The organism is Flavobacterium sp. UBA7680, from assembly GCF_002482975.1.
Taxonomy (GTDB): Bacteria; Bacteroidota; Bacteroidia; order Flavobacteriales; family Flavobacteriaceae; genus Flavobacterium.
This window is the reverse complement of record NZ_DLHA01000050.1, coordinates 129,817-146,773: the sequence shown is the minus strand read 5'-3', so window position 1 is coordinate 146,773 and position 16,957 is coordinate 129,817. Positions and strand designations below refer to the sequence as shown.

Below are 16,957 nucleotides of genomic sequence, written 5' to 3'. Positions count from 1 at the left end.
GAAACGGATAATTGATAAAAAAATTATATCTTTGCGCCCTTAATTAACAGAGGTCGAGTACCTCAAAATTTAATCATACGATTATGTCAGTAAAAATTAGATTACAAAGACACGGTAAAAAAGGAAAACCTTTTTACTGGGTTGTAGCTGCAGATGCACGCTCAAAAAGAGATGGTAAATACTTAGAGAAAATCGGTACTTACAATCCAAACACAAACCCAGCAACTGTTGAGTTAAACCTTGACAGTGCAGTTAAATGGTTACACAATGGTGCACAACCAACTGATACTGCTAGAGCAATTCTTTCTTACAAAGGTGCTTTATTGAAACACCACCTAGATGGAGGTATCCGTAAAGGAGCTTTAACTCAAGAACAAGCTGATGCTAAATTAGCTGCTTGGTTAGAGGCAAAATCTGGAAAAGTTGATGCTAAAAAAGACGGTTTATCAAAAGCGCAAGCTGATGCTAAAGCTAAAGCTTTTAAAGCAGAACAAGAAGTTAATGCTAAACGTTTAGCTGCTGCAGCTCAGGCTGAAGCTGATGCTATCGCTGCTGCAACTCCTGCAGTTGAAGAAGAAGTTGCTGAAGTAGAAGCAGAAGCTGCTACTGAAGAAGCTCCTGCTGCTGAAGAGAATAACGAAACAACTGAAGCATAATTTTACTTAGCGAGAATGCGTAAAGAAGAATGTTTTTATTTAGGTAAAATCGCTAAAAAATTTAGTTTCAAAGGTGAAGTTCTGATCTATTTAGACACAGACGAACCTGAGTTATACGAAAATCTGGAATCAGTGTTTGTTGATCACAACAAACACTTGGTTCCTTTTTTTATTGAAACAAGTTCTTTACACAAAAACGACTTTCTAAGAGTTCGTTTTGAAGATGTAAGTACAGAAGAAGAAGCCGATGCACTTGTTGGAAATGGCGTTTATCTTCCTTTAACCATGCTGCCAAAACTTACCGGCAACAAATTTTATTTCCACGAAGTTATTGGTTTTGAAATCGAAGACCAGCGTTTAGGTGTTTTCGGGAAAATTACTTCGATTAATGATTCTTCGGCACAACCTCTTTTTGAAGTTTTGAATGGTGAAGTAGAAATCTTAGTTCCAATGATCGACCATTTCTTGGTAAAAATTGACCGGGAAAACAAAAAAGTAATCATGAACCTTCCTGAAGGATTGGTTGAGATGTATCTTTAAGTTTAGAAATTCCAATTTTTAAATCCCAAATTCCAAACCTGAAAAGGTTAAATTCCAAATCCCAAAACTGGAGAGAAATTCCAATAAAATAAATTTGGAAGAAAAAACTTATATTTAAGTTGTTTTCACTATTTTTAAGCCCCAACAATTGGAATTTGGAATTTTAAAATTTTGGGATTTATACAATGAACAAACCATACGATTTAGAAGAACGAACATTTTTGTTTGCAAAAGAATGTAGAAATTACATTAGAAGCTTATCGAAAACAATATCAAATATTGAAGATGGCAAACAATTAATTAGATCATCTGGTTCAGTTGGAGCTAACTATATTGAAGCAAACGAAAAACTTGGGGAAAAAGATTTAGTTTTTAGACTCAAAATATCTAGAAAGGAAGCTAAAGAATCTAAATATTGGTTAAGATTACTTCACGAATTAAATCCAGATCAAAGATCAGCTTCTGATTTACTATTATTCGAAATAGAAGAATTAAGAAAAATTTTATCTGCAATAATTACTAAAACTACAAAGCAATAAATGACAATTTAATCTTATTTTTGCGCTTCTAACTACATAATTTAATCCGTATTGCATTTGGAATTTGGAATTTCTTTCTTGGAATTTCCCTTTTTAAAATTGGAATTTGGAATTTAAAATATTGGAATTTCTTTTTTTATGTTTCAGTTCAAACAATTTTCTATTAAACAAGACAAAACTGCAATGAAAGTTGGCACTGATGGCGTTTTACTTGGTGCTTGGGCTCCCATTCATCATAATCCTTTTAGTGTTTTAGATATTGGCGCAGGAACTGGCATTATTGCTTTAATGCTTGCACAGCGAACTCATGCTGAACAAATAGATGCGCTTGAAATTGATGAAGAGGCACATGAACAAGCTGTAGAAAATTTTGAAAGTTCACCTTGGGGCGATCGTTTATTTTGTTTTCATGCCGGATTAGATGAATTTATTGAAGAACCGGAAGACGAATACGATTTGATTGTTTCAAATCCTCCTTTTTATGCTGAAGATTATAAAACAGAGAACGAACAACGCGATTTAGCGCGTTTTCAGGATGCAATGCCTTTTGAAGAAATTATTGAAGCAGCTGATTTACTTTTATCTGAAAACGGAATTTTAGCCATAATTCTTCCTTACAAAGAAGAAGAAAAGTTTATCGCTTTAGCAAAAGAAGCTGAATTATATCCATCAAAAATTAGCCGAGTAAAAGGAACTCCTACCTCATCAATTAAAAGAAGTTTATTGGCTTTTAGCCGAAATGAAACTGCTGAAATCGAAATCGATGAATTAACAATCGAAATTGACAGGCATGTTTATACTCCTGAATATATTGAGTTGACGAAGGATTTTTATTTAAAGATGTAAAGCATCTTTGTCAAAACTTGAAACTTTGACAAAGATTTACAAATCTCATTTACCATTTTTAGCAAAAAGAATGGCTCTTTCTAAAATTTCGTCTCTCCCTTGCTGAATTCCTAATATAGTTGGTTTCACTTCAATATCTGGAACGATTCCTATTCTTTGTGTTTCTTTCTTGTCAGAATAAAAAACGCCGTAAGTTGTAAACGAAGTCCAGATACCTTTTATAATTTCGAATCTGTAATTTGCTCCGTCTGAACCTGCAGTTTGACTTCCAATTACAGTAGCTTTTGGAGCAACTTTTAGTGCCATTGCTGTAAATTCAGAATGGCTTATTGATTTTTCATTCACCAAAAGAATAACATTTCCTTTATAATAATCAGGATTAATTTTTCCGCAGGGCGTATCTTCTTTTCTCCAAATATAGCGTCCCGGCGAACTTAAATCAGCATCAATAGATTTTACAAAATTTTTCGGTTCTGGATTTAAATATTCTGCAATTGCAAAATTAGTTCCCTGAGGGTAATTTCGAATATCAAAAATAATAGCTTTAGCATTTTTAAACTGTTCCATCATAACTGGAACATCATCTGGAGTTAAGACAGCCAAATTAGCATAACCAATATTATTCTCTAAGAATTTATATTTCTCACTTTTGTTCTCGTAATTAATATTTAAATCTTTATACTCATATTTATTTATTGTCTTTTTTGACGTTTTATCATTTCTTACAAATTCAATTTCACTAACATCTGTACGACTATAAAAAATTGGGTATTCATTATTTAAAATTGCAGTATAATTGGACCCTTCAATATATTTTTGATTCTCTTTTATAAGATCCCCAATTGATTTACCCTCTATTTTAGTAATAACATCCCCTATTCTAATATCGTTTATTTTGCATAAAGATTCGTTTTTGAATCCGGTAACTATTGCTTTATCATCAATAATTTTAACATCAAAAGAAATCCCGTGGCGCCCAAAAATATCAAATAATTTATTTGCCCCAAATAAAGCATGCGTATCATTTAATTTAGCACTAAATTCTTTTAATGATAAATAATAATCAGTTTCAGAAACAGGATTAATCGTTCTTGGTAAAAATTCAATTAAAGTCAAATCCCAATTTTGATCCATTTGATATTTGTACGGAAAAAAGTACTCAACATAATTCCAGAAACGAAATAAAAGCAAAAGTCGAAAGTTTTTATCTTTATCATTAAATTCTGCATATTCAACTTCATTTCTGAATTCAATTCCCTGTTCAACATAATATTGTTTTCCCTGAATTTTATTTTCCTCAATAAATTTAAGCTTTTGCGAAAGACTTTTAGAAAATAATTCTGAATTCTGTGTCCATGAAAGGTCAAAATTCTTGTCAAAATAATCAATCTCTTCATTTAGAATTTCAGCTTTATAAGCTTTAACTTTCCCTAACGAATTAATCCATTTTTCAATAGTATTTGAGAATTCTATATCCGTTTTTGCTTCTTCTACTTTTGGTAATATTTTAAAAAGCTGCTCATCCCAATCAAAATTTCCATTTGCGACATTAGGATGATAATATTTTAGAAATCCCCAAACTTTGCAGGTTGCAGCAAGTTTCTGCGTTTCGGTTATGGGTTTTGAAAAGGAATTTTGAAATAATAAAATAACTACAATGATTATAGTTTTTTTCATTTAAAAATTGGTTTTGGTTAGTTGATAGTTTGTGGTTGTTTTTAAACTTGTTCAAAAATACTTTTAAACTGATATAAGATTCTTTCTATTAAGCGCAAATCTTCCGTTACGATTTCTGCACTTCCTTTCATTTCCTGCTGAAACAGAATTTGTTTGTTATAAGAAGTTTTTAGTCCTTCTGGTAAAGCAACATCTATCAATAAATTTCCATCCTTATCCGGAACCAGAGAAATATTCTGAATCTTTCCTTTTAAAACTCCAAATTCCCTGTCCGGAAAATTAGCCAGTCGAATATTGACTCTCTGCCCTGTTTTTATCTTTCCTGAGTTTAAAGCCGGAGCTTTTACTTTTCCTATAAAACCATTTTTAGCATCGGGAATAATTGAGAAAACATTATCACCCAAATTTATGGTTTGGTTTTCTGTCCAAACCTGTAAAAAGGTAACTTTTCCACTAATCGACGATTTTAAGGCATAAGCCAGCTCCCAGTCTTTTATCACTTTTTTTAGCTGATAAAACGACTGCGCCATGTTTCTTCCCAGATTAACTTCTTCTTTAGTGCTGTTTGCCTGCGAGCTCTGACTCGATTTTGTGTTATCTATAAGGGAAGATCTCAATTGAGAAATCGATGATAATAAGCTTCTGTAACTCTTTTGCGCCTGCAGGAAACTTAGTTTTTTAACTTCCATTTCCTGAGCTGAAATAATGCCTTTATTGAATAATATTTCAAAACGGGCCACTTCATTTTTTTGAAGCTGGAGCTCGCTTTCATTGATTACTTTTTGCTGCTGCAGAATTTCTAATCTTTCCTTTATTTGGATTTTTTCAGAAACCTGTGCCCTGTTTTCAATTGCAAAAGGCTGCAGATCATGATTTAATTCCTGTGCCTGATAATCTTTTTGAAAAACAGCATAGGCGCTTTCAATTTCTCCCAGCTGTGTGTTTTTTAATTTTGAAAATGGAAACTCTGTTTTCGCATCATTTATATTATAATTATCAACGATACTTTTCAGCAGAAAAACATCGTTGTAATTTGCCGTATTTTCTATAATGGCAAGTGTGCTGTTTTTAGATACAATCGATTTGTTTTTAACTAAAATAGCCTCAATGCGGCCAGATGATTTGGCAACAATTTTCTCCGGCGGAATATTAGTTGTAATCACAATTTCGGTATTAACAACATCAGGATATTTTATAAACCAGGAAACAAAAAAGAGCATCAGTATGATTACGAAAATTAGAACCGTTCCCCAGCGGATCATCCAGTGCGGTACTTTGGTGAGAATGTCCTGAACTTCCTCGCTTCTTAATTCGAATGTGCTGTTATCTTCTTCCATGATTAATTTCCTAACTGCAATTGATTTTTAACCAATTCAAAATAATTTCCTTTCTGTTCCACTAATGAGGAATGTGAACCTATTTCGATAATTTTTCCTTTTTGCAAAACCACAATCTGATCTGCATTCATAACCGTGCTTAAGCGGTGCGCAATTACAATTACGGTTTTATCTTTAAAGAAAATATCCAGTTTCTGCATAATCACTTTTTCATTATTGGCATCTAGAGCGGAAGTGGCTTCATCAAAAAATAATATTTCCGGATTTTTGTAAACCGCTCTCGCAATTAAAAGTCTTTGTTTTTGTCCTGTACTCATTCCGGTTCCTTCGGCTCCAATTTTAGTATTGTAGCCTAAAGGAAGTTCGCTTATATATTCTTTGATATTGGCAACCTCTGCAGCATAAACCAATCGTTCTTTGTCTACTTTATCTACTCCAAAAGCAATATTATTAGCTATTGTATCGCTAAAAATAAAACCTTCCTGCATTACAGCTCCAATGTTGGATCGCCAGGCTTTCTGCGAAATGTTTTTTAACTGTGAACTGCCAATATTGATTTCGCCTTTTTCAGGTTCATAAAACTTAAGAAGCAGTTTCATTAAAGTCGTTTTTCCGCTTCCGCTGACTCCCACTATTGCGGTTACTTTATTGGCCGGGATCACAAGACTTAGGTCTTCTAAAACCGGAATATCTGATCCTAAATATCTATAAGAAAGATTTTTGATTTCGATATCTGCATCATACGGGACATCATTGGTCTGATGGATTTCCTGCTGGGTTTCATCCTCTTTCTCGTGAATTTCAGATAACCTAGCCAGTGATATTTTAGCATCCTGCAATTCTCTCACAAATTCAATAAGCTGTGTAATCGGCCCATTTAAACTCCCTACAATTGAACTTATAGCCAGCATTACTCCTAGGGTAATCGAACCATCAATTACCAGTTTAGCGGAAAGAAATATGATAAAAATATTTTTCAACTGATTAATTATTGATGAACCTGTTGCTTGAGTCTGTTCTAAAACCAAGCCTTTTATTGAAACCCTAAATAATCTTGCCTGTATATACTCCCAGCCCCAGCGTTTTTGTTTTTCGGCATTGTGGAGTTTAATTTCCTGCATACCGTTAATGAGTTCCATTACTTTACTTTGTTCCTGAGAAACCTCTGCAAAACGCTTATAATCCAAAACCTCCCTTCTTTTCAGAAATAAGGTAATCCATCCAAAATAAAAAACACTTCCTACAAAAAATACTAAAAATATCTGGAGATTAAAATAAGCTAAAACTCCCCCCATGACAAACATATTAATTACAGAAAACAATACATTTAGAGAGGACGTGGTCAGTATTTTTTCGATTCTTCTATGATCATTAATACGCTGCATAATATCTCCTGTCATTCTCACATCAAAAAAGGAAATAGGCAGATTCATTAGTTTAATAAAGAAATCTGAAATTAAGGAGATATTTATTCTGGTTGAAAGGTGCAGCAAAATCCAGCTTCTGATAAGTTCTAAACCAGTTATTCCTGCAAAAACAAATAACATTGCAAACAGGATAAGATATATAAAATGAATGTTTTGGTTTTGAATACCAATATCAACTATACTTTGGGTTAAAAAAGGAAAAATCATCTGCAATAAACTGCTGGCCAAAAGTCCAATAATTAATTGAACTAAGAATGATTTATATCGCCAGACATATTGAGACAACATTCCAAATCCTAAACCTTTATTGTCTTCTTTATCAAATTCTGACTGAAAAAATTTTGGTGTGGCTTCTATAAGTAAAGCAATACCTTCTTTAGTAGAATCATCGGCATTGTTTCCGATCCAGAATTTTAGAAAATCTTTTTTATTATATTCAAGTAATCCAAAACCGGGATCTGAAATATAGTAAGTCCCCTTTTTTATTTTATAAAGTACTACGTAATGATTTTTGTTCCAATGCAGAATACATGGCAGAGGCGCTTCTTCAAGTCTTTCTGCATTTAACTTTACACCCAGTGTTCTGAAACCAATTTTCTCGGCGGCATCGCTTAAAAAAAGCAAATTACTCCCCTCACGAGTTGTCTCACTGCTGTCACGCAACTCCTGAATGTTGATTGTTTTACCATAATGTTTGGCTATGATCTTTAAACATGTTGGGCCGCAATCTTTAAAATCTGCCTGTTTGTAATGGGTGAATTTTTTCAATTCTGATATTTGGGTTTATTTTACAGCAATATTATATAAAAATTCTTAAATATTTAGACAATTGTTAAAATCAACCACCTTAAAGCCTCTATAAAAATAACTTTTCAATGGGGTAAATATTTATTTTTTATATAAAAAACTATTTAACTTCAAAATTGTCAAATTGAAATCGTTGATTATTTACTGATTTTATCACAACATGATATTTACCTACTGGAAAACTAAACTCAATCTTATTTCCTTTTGGCTCCACAAGCGATGCATAAATAGGAACTAATAAATCTGTATTCTTGGTTTGTTCATATTCATTTCCATTGTAAATTTCTAGTAACAATTCTTCTTTACTAAAATTTTTAAAGTCATTGTTTTGAACAAAAACTGTTTTGAAAGCTTTATCAGGATAAACCCTAGTTAAATTTGTTTCTAGATTATTTATTACAAAATAATCTGCACTGGATTTCATTAAAGTGTCCTTCTCAAAAACTGATTTAGGGATTAAAACAAGATTTTCTTTTGTTTTACTAATTAGTGCTTCTTGGTTGATTGTAATAGGATTTATTTTAGAAAATTCTCTAAAATAGCTTGCCATGAGGCGTTTTTTTCCTTCTTTTTCAATATGTCCATGGCCGGCATAAACAAATATTTTTGCTTTTGGATCATTTTCTAATATTTTCATTATATTTTTTGCCTGCCCAATCTCCCTGTCAATACTATTATCATAATTTTCGTGACCTAAAATATTAAATCCCATTTTTTTTGCTTTTCTTACAAAATGTCCAAAATAAGGTTCTTTAGTATATAGACCATTTTTAGAGTTAGGGATAATTGTAGTATCTCCTTCTCTATTAGGAGTAAATGCTTCAATTGATAAATATGTAAATCCGTTTTGTTTTAAAATATCTAAAAGCTGCATCGCAAATAATCTATGTTTTGGATAAAAATGACCTTCATTAAGCATAATAACTTGATTATTTTTTGCCAGTTCTGAAATTGATGTAAAAACAGAATCATTTTTTTTAACCTCCTTTAGTGATAAAGCAAGCTTTATTGTTTTATCAAAGTGATCTTTTTCATTCTCATGATTACTTATCAATTCATTATATTCTTTATTATTTGACATAAAAGAATTAAGAGTCATAATGAATGTCTTTTTCCAAATACTTCTTTTAGGATTTGTAAATGGCGCTTTTTGCAACTTATCCCTTCCTTGAAGAAAGTTTATACAATTATTCGTATAATAATTAAAAATATTAAAAGACGTAATTTTTTTTAAATTAGTCGAATCTAAATAAACTCTTTGCATATTTTCATTGTTTATTTTCAAAACATTTCCTCTATCTTTCAAAGATTTTGTAAGACAAATTATTTTTTTTTCGCCTTTTTGTTTTTCACATATCGCTACTCCATTTATAATATCATTTTTTATAAGTCTTTCATGTGATAATGTATCAATTGGATTTTCGACTTTTTCAAAAAAATAGTACATGTCAATTTCATTATCTGTTTTTTTACTGTGCAATATTAAATTATCAACAGAAACTTCCTTAATATCTCTCAATTCATTTTTAAGTTCACTTTTTTTTACCTTAGAAAGATCATCATAAATAGTATTTCCTAAAAAATCAATTGAAACATCAATTGAGTTGTTATAAAATAAATCCCCTTTATTTTTTTCACCTATAATATAATTATGACTAATAATTTCTTGTTTTATGGTTTTACATCCCATGATAAGAAATAAAAAAATTATTAAAATAAAAAATTTAGCTAAATTATTAATTCCATTTACCTTGATAGGGGTCATAATTACATGTTGTTTTAAATTTATAACTGAGTTCTTCTGAATCCACTTTATATGGTATTCTATTATCCGGACAGATATAACGAAATTCGCAATCTTTACAAACATCAATTTGATCTTTACTTACTCTCCAAAACAAATTGAAATCTTGCTCTAACATTATTTCATTTATTTCGTCTTTTTGAATGTTTCCGTATATATTTAAATCTTCTTTATACTTTTTTATATTCCCTAAAGAATCTATAAATAAAGTTTTATTAAACATTAAATTATATTTTAATGCTTCATTGTATAAATCAATATCTAAAACAAAACTATTTAGATTTTCTATTGTCTTTCCGTATAGTACTTCTTCAATTGGTGATTTTTCAAAGCTCAATTTTTCACTAGAATTATAGTTTTCTATTTGGTCATTAAAATTATAAAACACAACATCTAAAATTCTTGGGTTATCTTTTATAATTAATTCTAATTGCAATAAAATCTCTTCATTATATTCTAAATACAAAGCAATTGCCTTTATTTTTGAATCTTCCAAAATGTCTAGAACCTTAATGAGACTTTCAATATCATTATTTATTAAAATGATTTTTATAGAATTTAAACCTAATTTATTAACTTCGAGTCTAAGAAAATTATCCAAATAAATAGATTCCTTTTCAATTTCAATACAAATATTATCAAGGATAACGGGATTAAAAAAATCATTACTTATAGCAGGATAAGCGCTAATTTCATTTGATAAAATTATCAACTCATTATCCAAAAAATATCTTATGTATGATTTTAATATTTTCTTACTGGCATTATAATCCGCAAACAGATCGTAAATATTTTTCTGTGAATATTCTTCTATAATATCTATTATCTGATTTGGCACTTTATGAATAATTTTTCTTTGGAAATCAACAATAATTCCATTTTTTATCCCTTTTACCGGTATACAGCATTGAAATAATTTAAATTGATAACTTTCCATTCTTTTTAACATACAAAGGTTTAGAGGATGATTTACAGCTTAATTTGGATGTTTGATAATATCTTGATTCGACATGATAATTTTCTGAGGGATTTTGTTTAACCCTAGGCTGATAATCAAACACTTCTGAAAATTCCATTATGATAGGCAAAGGCATTTCTATATTAGTTTCAACTAATTCTTTTACTTTAATCATTAGTATTTTTAATTAAAAAGTCAGCAACTTTCTTGTGTAGATTATAATTGCATGGTTTACTAGTCATTCCAAATTGTCCGAATGGATTAACTTCTAAAAAATAAAATTTTCCATCAACTACAGATTTAATCAAATCTAAGGAACCAGTATTCAAACCAATACTTTCCATAAAAGTTGTTATTATCTTTTCCTGCATTTCAGGTAATTTATATGGAACAAATCTATTTGGATTTTTGTCATCATAATTTCTAAAATCTAATTTAGTTTTTTCATTATTCTGAGAAAAAATTGCCATCGAATAACATTTCTTATCTAAATAAAAAACTCTAATTTCAATTTCTTTATCAATATATTCCTGAAATAAGGAAGGAGAAAAGTTGAGGGGCAATAGTTCAATGTTTTTTATTGTATGAGTAGCTAGAGTAAATACATTATTTTTATATTTTACGTGTCTAGCCTCACCAATAGATTTTGTAATAATTGATTTGTTATTCTGGTGATAAAATTCTATTAATTTTAATTTGTCGTTAGTAATTAAGGTTTTAGGAATATTGAGCCCTATTTTGTTTGCTTGATTTAGAATTTCAATTTTAGAGAAAACAGAAGGTTTTTTACATAATATCTTTTTATCCTTTAATAAATTTAGAATTAGGTTATGAATATTTCTAAACTCTGCATACATATAATCTAGAAGATCATTATTTACTCCTAATTTCCTTTCGTAATCAATCAAAAAACCAAATTTGCGATACCACACAAGCTTTACATCTTTTAGAAATACTTTTTGGGAATAGTGTTCGAAATAAGTTTGTGATAAGTCCTTTGGATTATGATAAAAACTGGTTATACCTTGCATTAAATCTTCATCATTTAATCTAAAAAAAGGTGTCTTATTATATGTTAACCATTCAATAACACCATTTGTATCATAGTCGGTAGGGGTACTTAATATCAAGATCATATCAATTCTTTAAAAAAAGTCCAGTATAAAAAATACCGGACTTTAATTTTCAATTTAGTTTAGTAGTCAGTATGAACGTCACAAACTTCTGTCCCTTGATAAACAATAGTCATAGAAGGTTCTTTTCCACCATAGATAGTTTTAATTTCCACTTTTTCGCATTCGAAATTTTCTAATTTTTTCATGATTCTTTTTATTTATATTATTAATATTTTGGAAAACAATCTCAAGTTAATCATATACTTTGCGCATAAGTTATGATTGAAATTTTGAGAAAAATTTTACTTTTCAAAATTCATTAAAATAAAAATTACACAATCATTTTTTGTAGGAAATTTTTAGGCTATTTTTAGGAAATTCAAAAAAAATATTCTAAATTTATTAAGAAATAACTGTATATTAGCTTTTATTTTATATGCAGATGGAACATGAAAATTTAATAAAAGCCAGAAAAGAGAAAGGTCTAACACAAAAGGAAATGGCAGAAATGCTTGCTATGGAACAAACGACTTATTCTAAAAAAGAAAGAGGAATTTCACGTATACGCGAAAACGAATGGGCAAGCTTTGCTAAAATTTTAGATAAAGACATAGAAGTCCTCAAAAGAAAAACTAAAGAGTTACCAAATAATCATGAATATGATCATATAACTAACCTCAATGTTATTGAAATGATCATTAGATATACTCAAAAGCTAGAAGAAGAAAACTTTTTACTAAAGGAATTAGTAAAAAAAACAATAATGACAAAAGGACAAAAAAAATAGAGAGGAAAAAATTTCCTCTCTACTAAATATTCAATATATTTTAGTAATACCAATTTCTCTAGGAGATGGCACTTGATCAGCCCTAACCAAATAAAACCGACCCAAGTGACCAATTATCCTGAGAATCCCGACACCAATCATCAATGTTGGGATAAATTGCTCAATGTTCCACGATCGAGCGCCTACAAATTAAAAAAAACATGACTAAATTTTAAAAAGGCTTTATTGTATATTACTTTAAATAATTTAAAAAATTGGCAGCAAAAAACAGTTTAAAATTCTCTGCCGGATTCTACATAACAATAACCGTACAGTTTTTTAGATTGCTACAGAATAATTTAATTCTGAAAAATAATCTGTACAATCATCATACGCTATTATTGAATTTGCATCACATTTAGATGATACTTCTTTACTAAAGATATCAATGATAGTTTTTTGTTCACTAGCACTTATTTCTTGCGTTCCTTCCAGATTTAATATATTTTTTAGCATAACTGTAAATTTTTAATTGTTAGAGAATTTATCAAATGTCAAACTAGGCTATTCTTTCTAGTACTGTTGTTTCTTTTTCCTCGACAAAATCGTTTAAAAAGTATTTCAATTCGCTTAATTCATATTCATTAGGAAACAACCTTTCATTAACAATTTTTACCGGAGTGTAATTGAAGTTGTTTTTAGAACACCACTCGTATTGTTTGTTTATTTCCTGATTTATCATCATGCTGACATTGTCAACATTCCATTTTTTCAACCATTTTTTCAAACTCATTTTTTTAATATGCCAGTCTGAAATGGCTTCTACCGTTTTTCCCGGAGTTGATCTGTTTATCGTTAAAAGTCTTTCAACAACTGCTTTATATGGATTGTCTATATTTTCAGGGTTAATATTGAATAAAACACTTAAATATATTTTATCCGGAAATTTTAAAACTAAATCAAAAGCTTCCTGAAACGTTTTATGACAATGAACACAACTTGGACTTATTATTATGGCCAGTTTTACAACTGCACTTCTGTTTCCAAAATTTAACCCTCTTAAATCTTCAAATCCATTTTGATGAGAAACTTTTTTAGATAAAAAGTTTAGCAGTGAATAGTTTCTTTTGAATTTTTTAAGCTCCTTTAAAGAGTTTTCATTATTAAGAACATCTTTAGCAATTGATTTTACAACAAATGCAATTGGTATTAGAAGAATTAAAGAAAACAAAAAAGGAAAAATGGTACCAAAACTAAAACTCAACGTAAATAAGTCAGATGAAAACCAAATTATACTTTGTGTAAATATTAAAAATGAAACCATTAAACACATAACACACCATCTTTGAAGTTCGAATTTTTGAATCCAAATTGAGGACACAATAATTGGAATCGCTAATAGACTTAAAAATCCAACAAAAATTGACGAGTTAGCAGGCTGTACTAATATTGAAATAAAGCTTGCTCCAAAAAACAAAAGCGGTAAGTCTGAAAAGCTAATCCATCTATTTTCATAATTCTCTCTAAAGCTCAAAACAGAGTTACAAGAAGAATTTGTACTTAAATTGCAAAAGTTCGTAATAAGATTGTTCTTAAAACCAAGTTTTTCCTGAACAATTAAAATACTCACAATTAATCCTAAAGCTGATGTTAGCAAAAACACAGTGCTAAAAATACTGTACGAACTATAAAAAAATGATAGCCCAGCTACAAGTATAAAAGGTATAAGATATTTTAACCAGTTTAATTCAACTTTTAAATTTTCTCTTGCCACTACATTATTTGGTTCGATTGCAACAATTACCCCATTCCAGTCTAGAAGGAATTTCTCGTATGAAATTTTTTGAACACCTTTTTTTATAGTGTTGATGCGAACAAAATCTTTTGCTTTTTCAACTAAGATTAATTCCTCTTTAAAATAAGCCAGAAAGTTTGTCGGTAAATCAACTATTTGTTCCTTTGGAACTCTTATAGCAGCATTCTCTATCGACAACAAATCAAACGAATCTGTTATCGCAAATAAACTTGGATAATTAGGGTGTGAAAGAAACAAGTCTTTAAACTCGTTTTTCACATCCGAATATCGGTTTATTTGTAGAAATTTTTGGATAAGTTTTAGCATCTTTGAAACCTGTTTTAAATCGAATTACAGTACAAAGATTGTTGTTTTTATTCGAAAAATATTGCTCAAAGCACACATTTTATATATTATACTACATACAATTTATAAATTATAGTAGTTATAATTTAATTATAAATAACTGATTTACAATTAATTAGCCTTTGGTTAATTTCAAAAAAGAGTTCAAAACCCAATTCTCGATCAAGAGGTTTGCATTTTCTTTAGTTTTGATAAATCAGTAACCGTAACATGTAAAAAGATGGCAAATATTAAATTAAATTTCGAAGATTTTGAGACAGAAAAGTTATCTAAAAATCAACAAAAAATGGTAGTAGGAGGAGATCCAATACCGCCGGGTAGTGGACCTGTTGATCCTGGAAAAGGAGCAGGAAATGGTGGTAGTAGTTAATCAGTATAATTTATTAACAAATAAAATTCTAAATATTATTCGCAAATTGAGCTGGAGATACTCCAGTTCTTTTGCGAAATGATTTAGCAAAAGATACTGCATTTTTAAAGCCTACACTTTCTGCAATAGCCTGCGTTGAATATTTTCGATACATATGGTTTGTGATCATCTCATTAATCACATAATTGATTTTTAATTCATTTGAATATTCCCCAAATGATTTACCAAATCTCTTATTTACAACATAGGATAAATAGGTCGTATTTGTTTTTATCTTTTTTGCTACATACGACAGCGTAAAATCGGCATTTAAATACTCTAATTTATTTTCAAGAGCTAATAGTTTTTCTACTATTTTATTCTCTTTTGCCTCATCAATACTTAAAGTTACATTCTCTTTTTTGAGATGGATTTCTTCCAGCTCAAACATTTCTTCTTCAAGTATTTCTTCCGGCACAATTTCAGAATTGTTTTTCTTTTCAATATTTGCTTTAAACTCCTCTATTAAAGCATTCATTTTTTTGTGCGCTTTATTTTTATCTCTTATATTTTTAATTAATAAAAAGACGATTGCCACAAATAACAAGACATAAAAAACTTTTAAACCTCTGCTTAGAAAAACTTCATTTTTATATTTTTTCTCTATACTAACCATTTCATCCGTCAAATCATCTACACCTTGCTTATAATTAACTTCAAGTGCTTCTGTATTTAACTTAGCTTCAAATTTTTCATAATTATCCAAATAAATTCTCGAGTGCTTATAAGCAAGTTCCGGTTTTTTCTGAATGTTGTAAATTTTGGCCTGATAAAAATTAGATTTGAGATAATCTATTTCATTAACTTGTGTTATTTCTGAAAGTGAATCGCATTTTTTAAAGAAAACAAGTGCTTTATCATACTTTTTTGTAGTAAAATAAACATCTCCCAGATTATAATTTGCAACACATAAAATGTCTTTCTGATTATTTTGACTCGACAAAAACACAACGTCATAATATGTTTTTTCTGCATTTTTGTAATCACCTTTCCAATTATAGATATTACCAAGACTTAATTTTGCTGTTATTTTATTCTGAGCAAAGTTTTGGGAGTAATTTATAGACTTTTTGTAATAAAATTCCGCAGAATCCAGCAAATGTTTCTTACTTACATTTTTCATGTAGTAACTTTCATAAGAGCTTCCTAAACCAGTATTGACATTACTTTTATAATTCAGTAACTGCTCTTTGGTAAAAACACCTTCATTTTGATCAATAAAATCATCAAGCTGCTTTAAATTCTTAATGGCCAGTTGATAATTACCAACTGCTTCATTAACTAATGCAATATTAGCTTTGAACTTAAATATCTGCTTGACATCATTAATTTGCATAGAAAGCTTAATTCCCTGCTGATAAATTTCAAGAGCTTTGCTAAAATTCCCTCTTTTCCATTCAGTCAAGCCACCGTAGTTATATATATAGGACTTTAGTTGTGTTTTATCCTTGGATTCAGGCATTTTTTCTAAGTAAAAAAATGCTTTTTTATATTTTTCCTGAGATTGTTTTACATCTCCTTTCATTTGCAGCAAACTTGATATCGCTGCATTTGCAAAAGCTAAATGTTTGTTATTATTAGATCGTGCTAATTGATTAGCATATACAAGGGCACTATCGACATTCGCATTAAAGTTTAGTCGAATTTTGTCCTGCAATATAAGATACTCCTCTTCAGTCAGTGCATTTATGTGTTGACCAAATGCAGTATTAAGAACAAAAAAAAATACAAAAGAGATGATCAGCCTCATTCAATTTATGTTTTTTTGGAATCTCAAAATTAGGTTATAAATTATCAATAAACTAAAATTAATTTACCTTATTTGTGATTATTTTTTAACTAATGTATAAAAATATAACAATTTAACTTTGTTTTGTTATATTTTTATTACGTAAATTTGTTTTGTAAAATTACT

The 16,957-nt window shown here is 29.6% G+C and carries 16 protein-coding genes; 6 read left to right on the top strand and 10 right to left on the bottom strand.

Annotation, left to right across the window (positions count from 1 at the left end; all coding sequences use genetic code 11):
* Positions 1–83: 83 nt before the first annotated feature.
* The 4 genes from B3C18_RS20800 to B3C18_RS20785 all read left to right on the top strand — a co-directional run bounded on the left by B3C18_RS20800 (position 84) and on the right by B3C18_RS20785 (position 2,581).
* On the top strand, positions 84–656 hold the full coding sequence (locus B3C18_RS20800) for a 30S ribosomal protein S16 (RefSeq protein WP_291151246.1): 573 nt from the start codon (positions 84–86) through the stop codon (positions 654–656).
* A gap of 15 nt (positions 657–671) precedes the next feature.
* Complete coding sequence (gene rimM, locus B3C18_RS20795; protein WP_291151244.1) at positions 672–1,196, top strand: ribosome maturation factor RimM; 525 nt, start codon at positions 672–674, stop codon at positions 1,194–1,196.
* A 185-nt stretch (positions 1,197–1,381) separates the two neighbouring features.
* Positions 1,382–1,735, top strand: coding sequence for a four helix bundle protein (locus tag B3C18_RS20790; RefSeq protein ID WP_291151241.1), 354 nt, complete (start codon positions 1,382–1,384; stop codon positions 1,733–1,735).
* A 138-nt stretch (positions 1,736–1,873) separates the two neighbouring features.
* Positions 1,874–2,581 carry a tRNA1(Val) (adenine(37)-N6)-methyltransferase gene (locus tag B3C18_RS20785; protein ID WP_291151238.1) on the top strand — a complete coding sequence of 236 codons (708 nt, stop codon included), beginning with the start codon at positions 1,874–1,876 and terminating at the stop codon, positions 2,579–2,581.
* A gap of 45 nt (positions 2,582–2,626) precedes the next feature.
* Here the strand turns inward: B3C18_RS20785 and B3C18_RS20780 are convergent, their stop codons facing one another.
* From B3C18_RS20780 to B3C18_RS20750, 7 genes are all read right to left on the bottom strand, one after another.
* Complete coding sequence (locus B3C18_RS20780) at positions 2,627–4,258, bottom strand: S41 family peptidase (RefSeq protein WP_291151236.1); 1,632 nt, start codon at positions 4,256–4,258, stop codon at positions 2,627–2,629.
* Between the two features lie 41 nt (positions 4,259–4,299).
* Positions 4,300–5,595, bottom strand: a complete 1,296-nt coding sequence (locus B3C18_RS20775; RefSeq protein ID WP_291151233.1) for an HlyD family secretion protein — start codon at positions 5,593–5,595, stop codon at positions 4,300–4,302.
* 2 nt (positions 5,596–5,597) lie between these two features.
* Positions 5,598–7,790 carry a peptidase domain-containing ABC transporter gene (locus B3C18_RS20770; RefSeq protein ID WP_291151231.1) on the bottom strand — a complete coding sequence of 731 codons (2,193 nt, stop codon included), beginning with the start codon at positions 7,788–7,790 and terminating at the stop codon, positions 5,598–5,600.
* Positions 7,791–7,929: 139 nt separating this feature from the next.
* A complete protein-coding gene (locus tag B3C18_RS20765) occupies positions 7,930–9,594 on the bottom strand; it encodes a hypothetical protein (RefSeq protein WP_291151229.1) in 1,665 nt (554 codons plus the stop codon).
* The gene (gwsS, locus tag B3C18_RS20760) at positions 9,566–10,570 is read right to left on the bottom strand and encodes a grasp-with-spasm system SPASM domain peptide maturase (protein WP_291151226.1); all 1,005 of its coding nucleotides are present in this window, start codon (positions 10,568–10,570) and stop codon (positions 9,566–9,568) included. The genes B3C18_RS20765 and gwsS overlap by 29 nt, the downstream gene beginning before the upstream one ends.
* A gap of 188 nt (positions 10,571–10,758) precedes the next feature.
* Complete coding sequence (gene gwsG / locus B3C18_RS20755; protein ID WP_291151223.1) at positions 10,759–11,727, bottom strand: grasp-with-spasm system ATP-grasp peptide maturase; 969 nt, start codon at positions 11,725–11,727, stop codon at positions 10,759–10,761.
* Positions 11,728–11,786: 59 nt separating this feature from the next.
* The gene (locus tag B3C18_RS20750) at positions 11,787–11,912 is read right to left on the bottom strand and encodes a hypothetical protein (protein ID WP_291151221.1); all 126 of its coding nucleotides are present in this window, start codon (positions 11,910–11,912) and stop codon (positions 11,787–11,789) included.
* Positions 11,913–12,148: 236 nt separating this feature from the next.
* On the opposite strand from B3C18_RS20750, the gene B3C18_RS20745 reads away from it, so the two are divergent.
* The gene (locus B3C18_RS20745) at positions 12,149–12,493 is read left to right on the top strand and encodes a helix-turn-helix domain-containing protein (protein WP_291151218.1); all 345 of its coding nucleotides are present in this window, start codon (positions 12,149–12,151) and stop codon (positions 12,491–12,493) included.
* 318 nt (positions 12,494–12,811) lie between these two features.
* Here the strand turns inward: B3C18_RS20745 and B3C18_RS20740 are convergent, their stop codons facing one another.
* Complete coding sequence (locus tag B3C18_RS20740; RefSeq protein ID WP_291151215.1) at positions 12,812–12,988, bottom strand: hypothetical protein; 177 nt, start codon at positions 12,986–12,988, stop codon at positions 12,812–12,814.
* 43 nt (positions 12,989–13,031) lie between these two features.
* Complete coding sequence (locus B3C18_RS20735; RefSeq protein WP_291151213.1) at positions 13,032–14,594, bottom strand: vitamin K epoxide reductase family protein; 1,563 nt, start codon at positions 14,592–14,594, stop codon at positions 13,032–13,034.
* Between the two features lie 259 nt (positions 14,595–14,853).
* On the opposite strand from B3C18_RS20735, the gene B3C18_RS20730 reads away from it, so the two are divergent.
* The gene (locus tag B3C18_RS20730) at positions 14,854–15,003 is read left to right on the top strand and encodes an rSAM-modified peptide (protein WP_291151210.1); all 150 of its coding nucleotides are present in this window, start codon (positions 14,854–14,856) and stop codon (positions 15,001–15,003) included.
* Positions 15,004–15,031: 28 nt separating this feature from the next.
* Here B3C18_RS20730 and B3C18_RS20725 read toward each other — a convergent pair whose 3' ends face one another.
* Complete coding sequence (locus B3C18_RS20725; protein WP_291151208.1) at positions 15,032–16,792, bottom strand: AraC family transcriptional regulator; 1,761 nt, start codon at positions 16,790–16,792, stop codon at positions 15,032–15,034.
* Positions 16,793–16,957 lie beyond the last annotated feature (165 nt).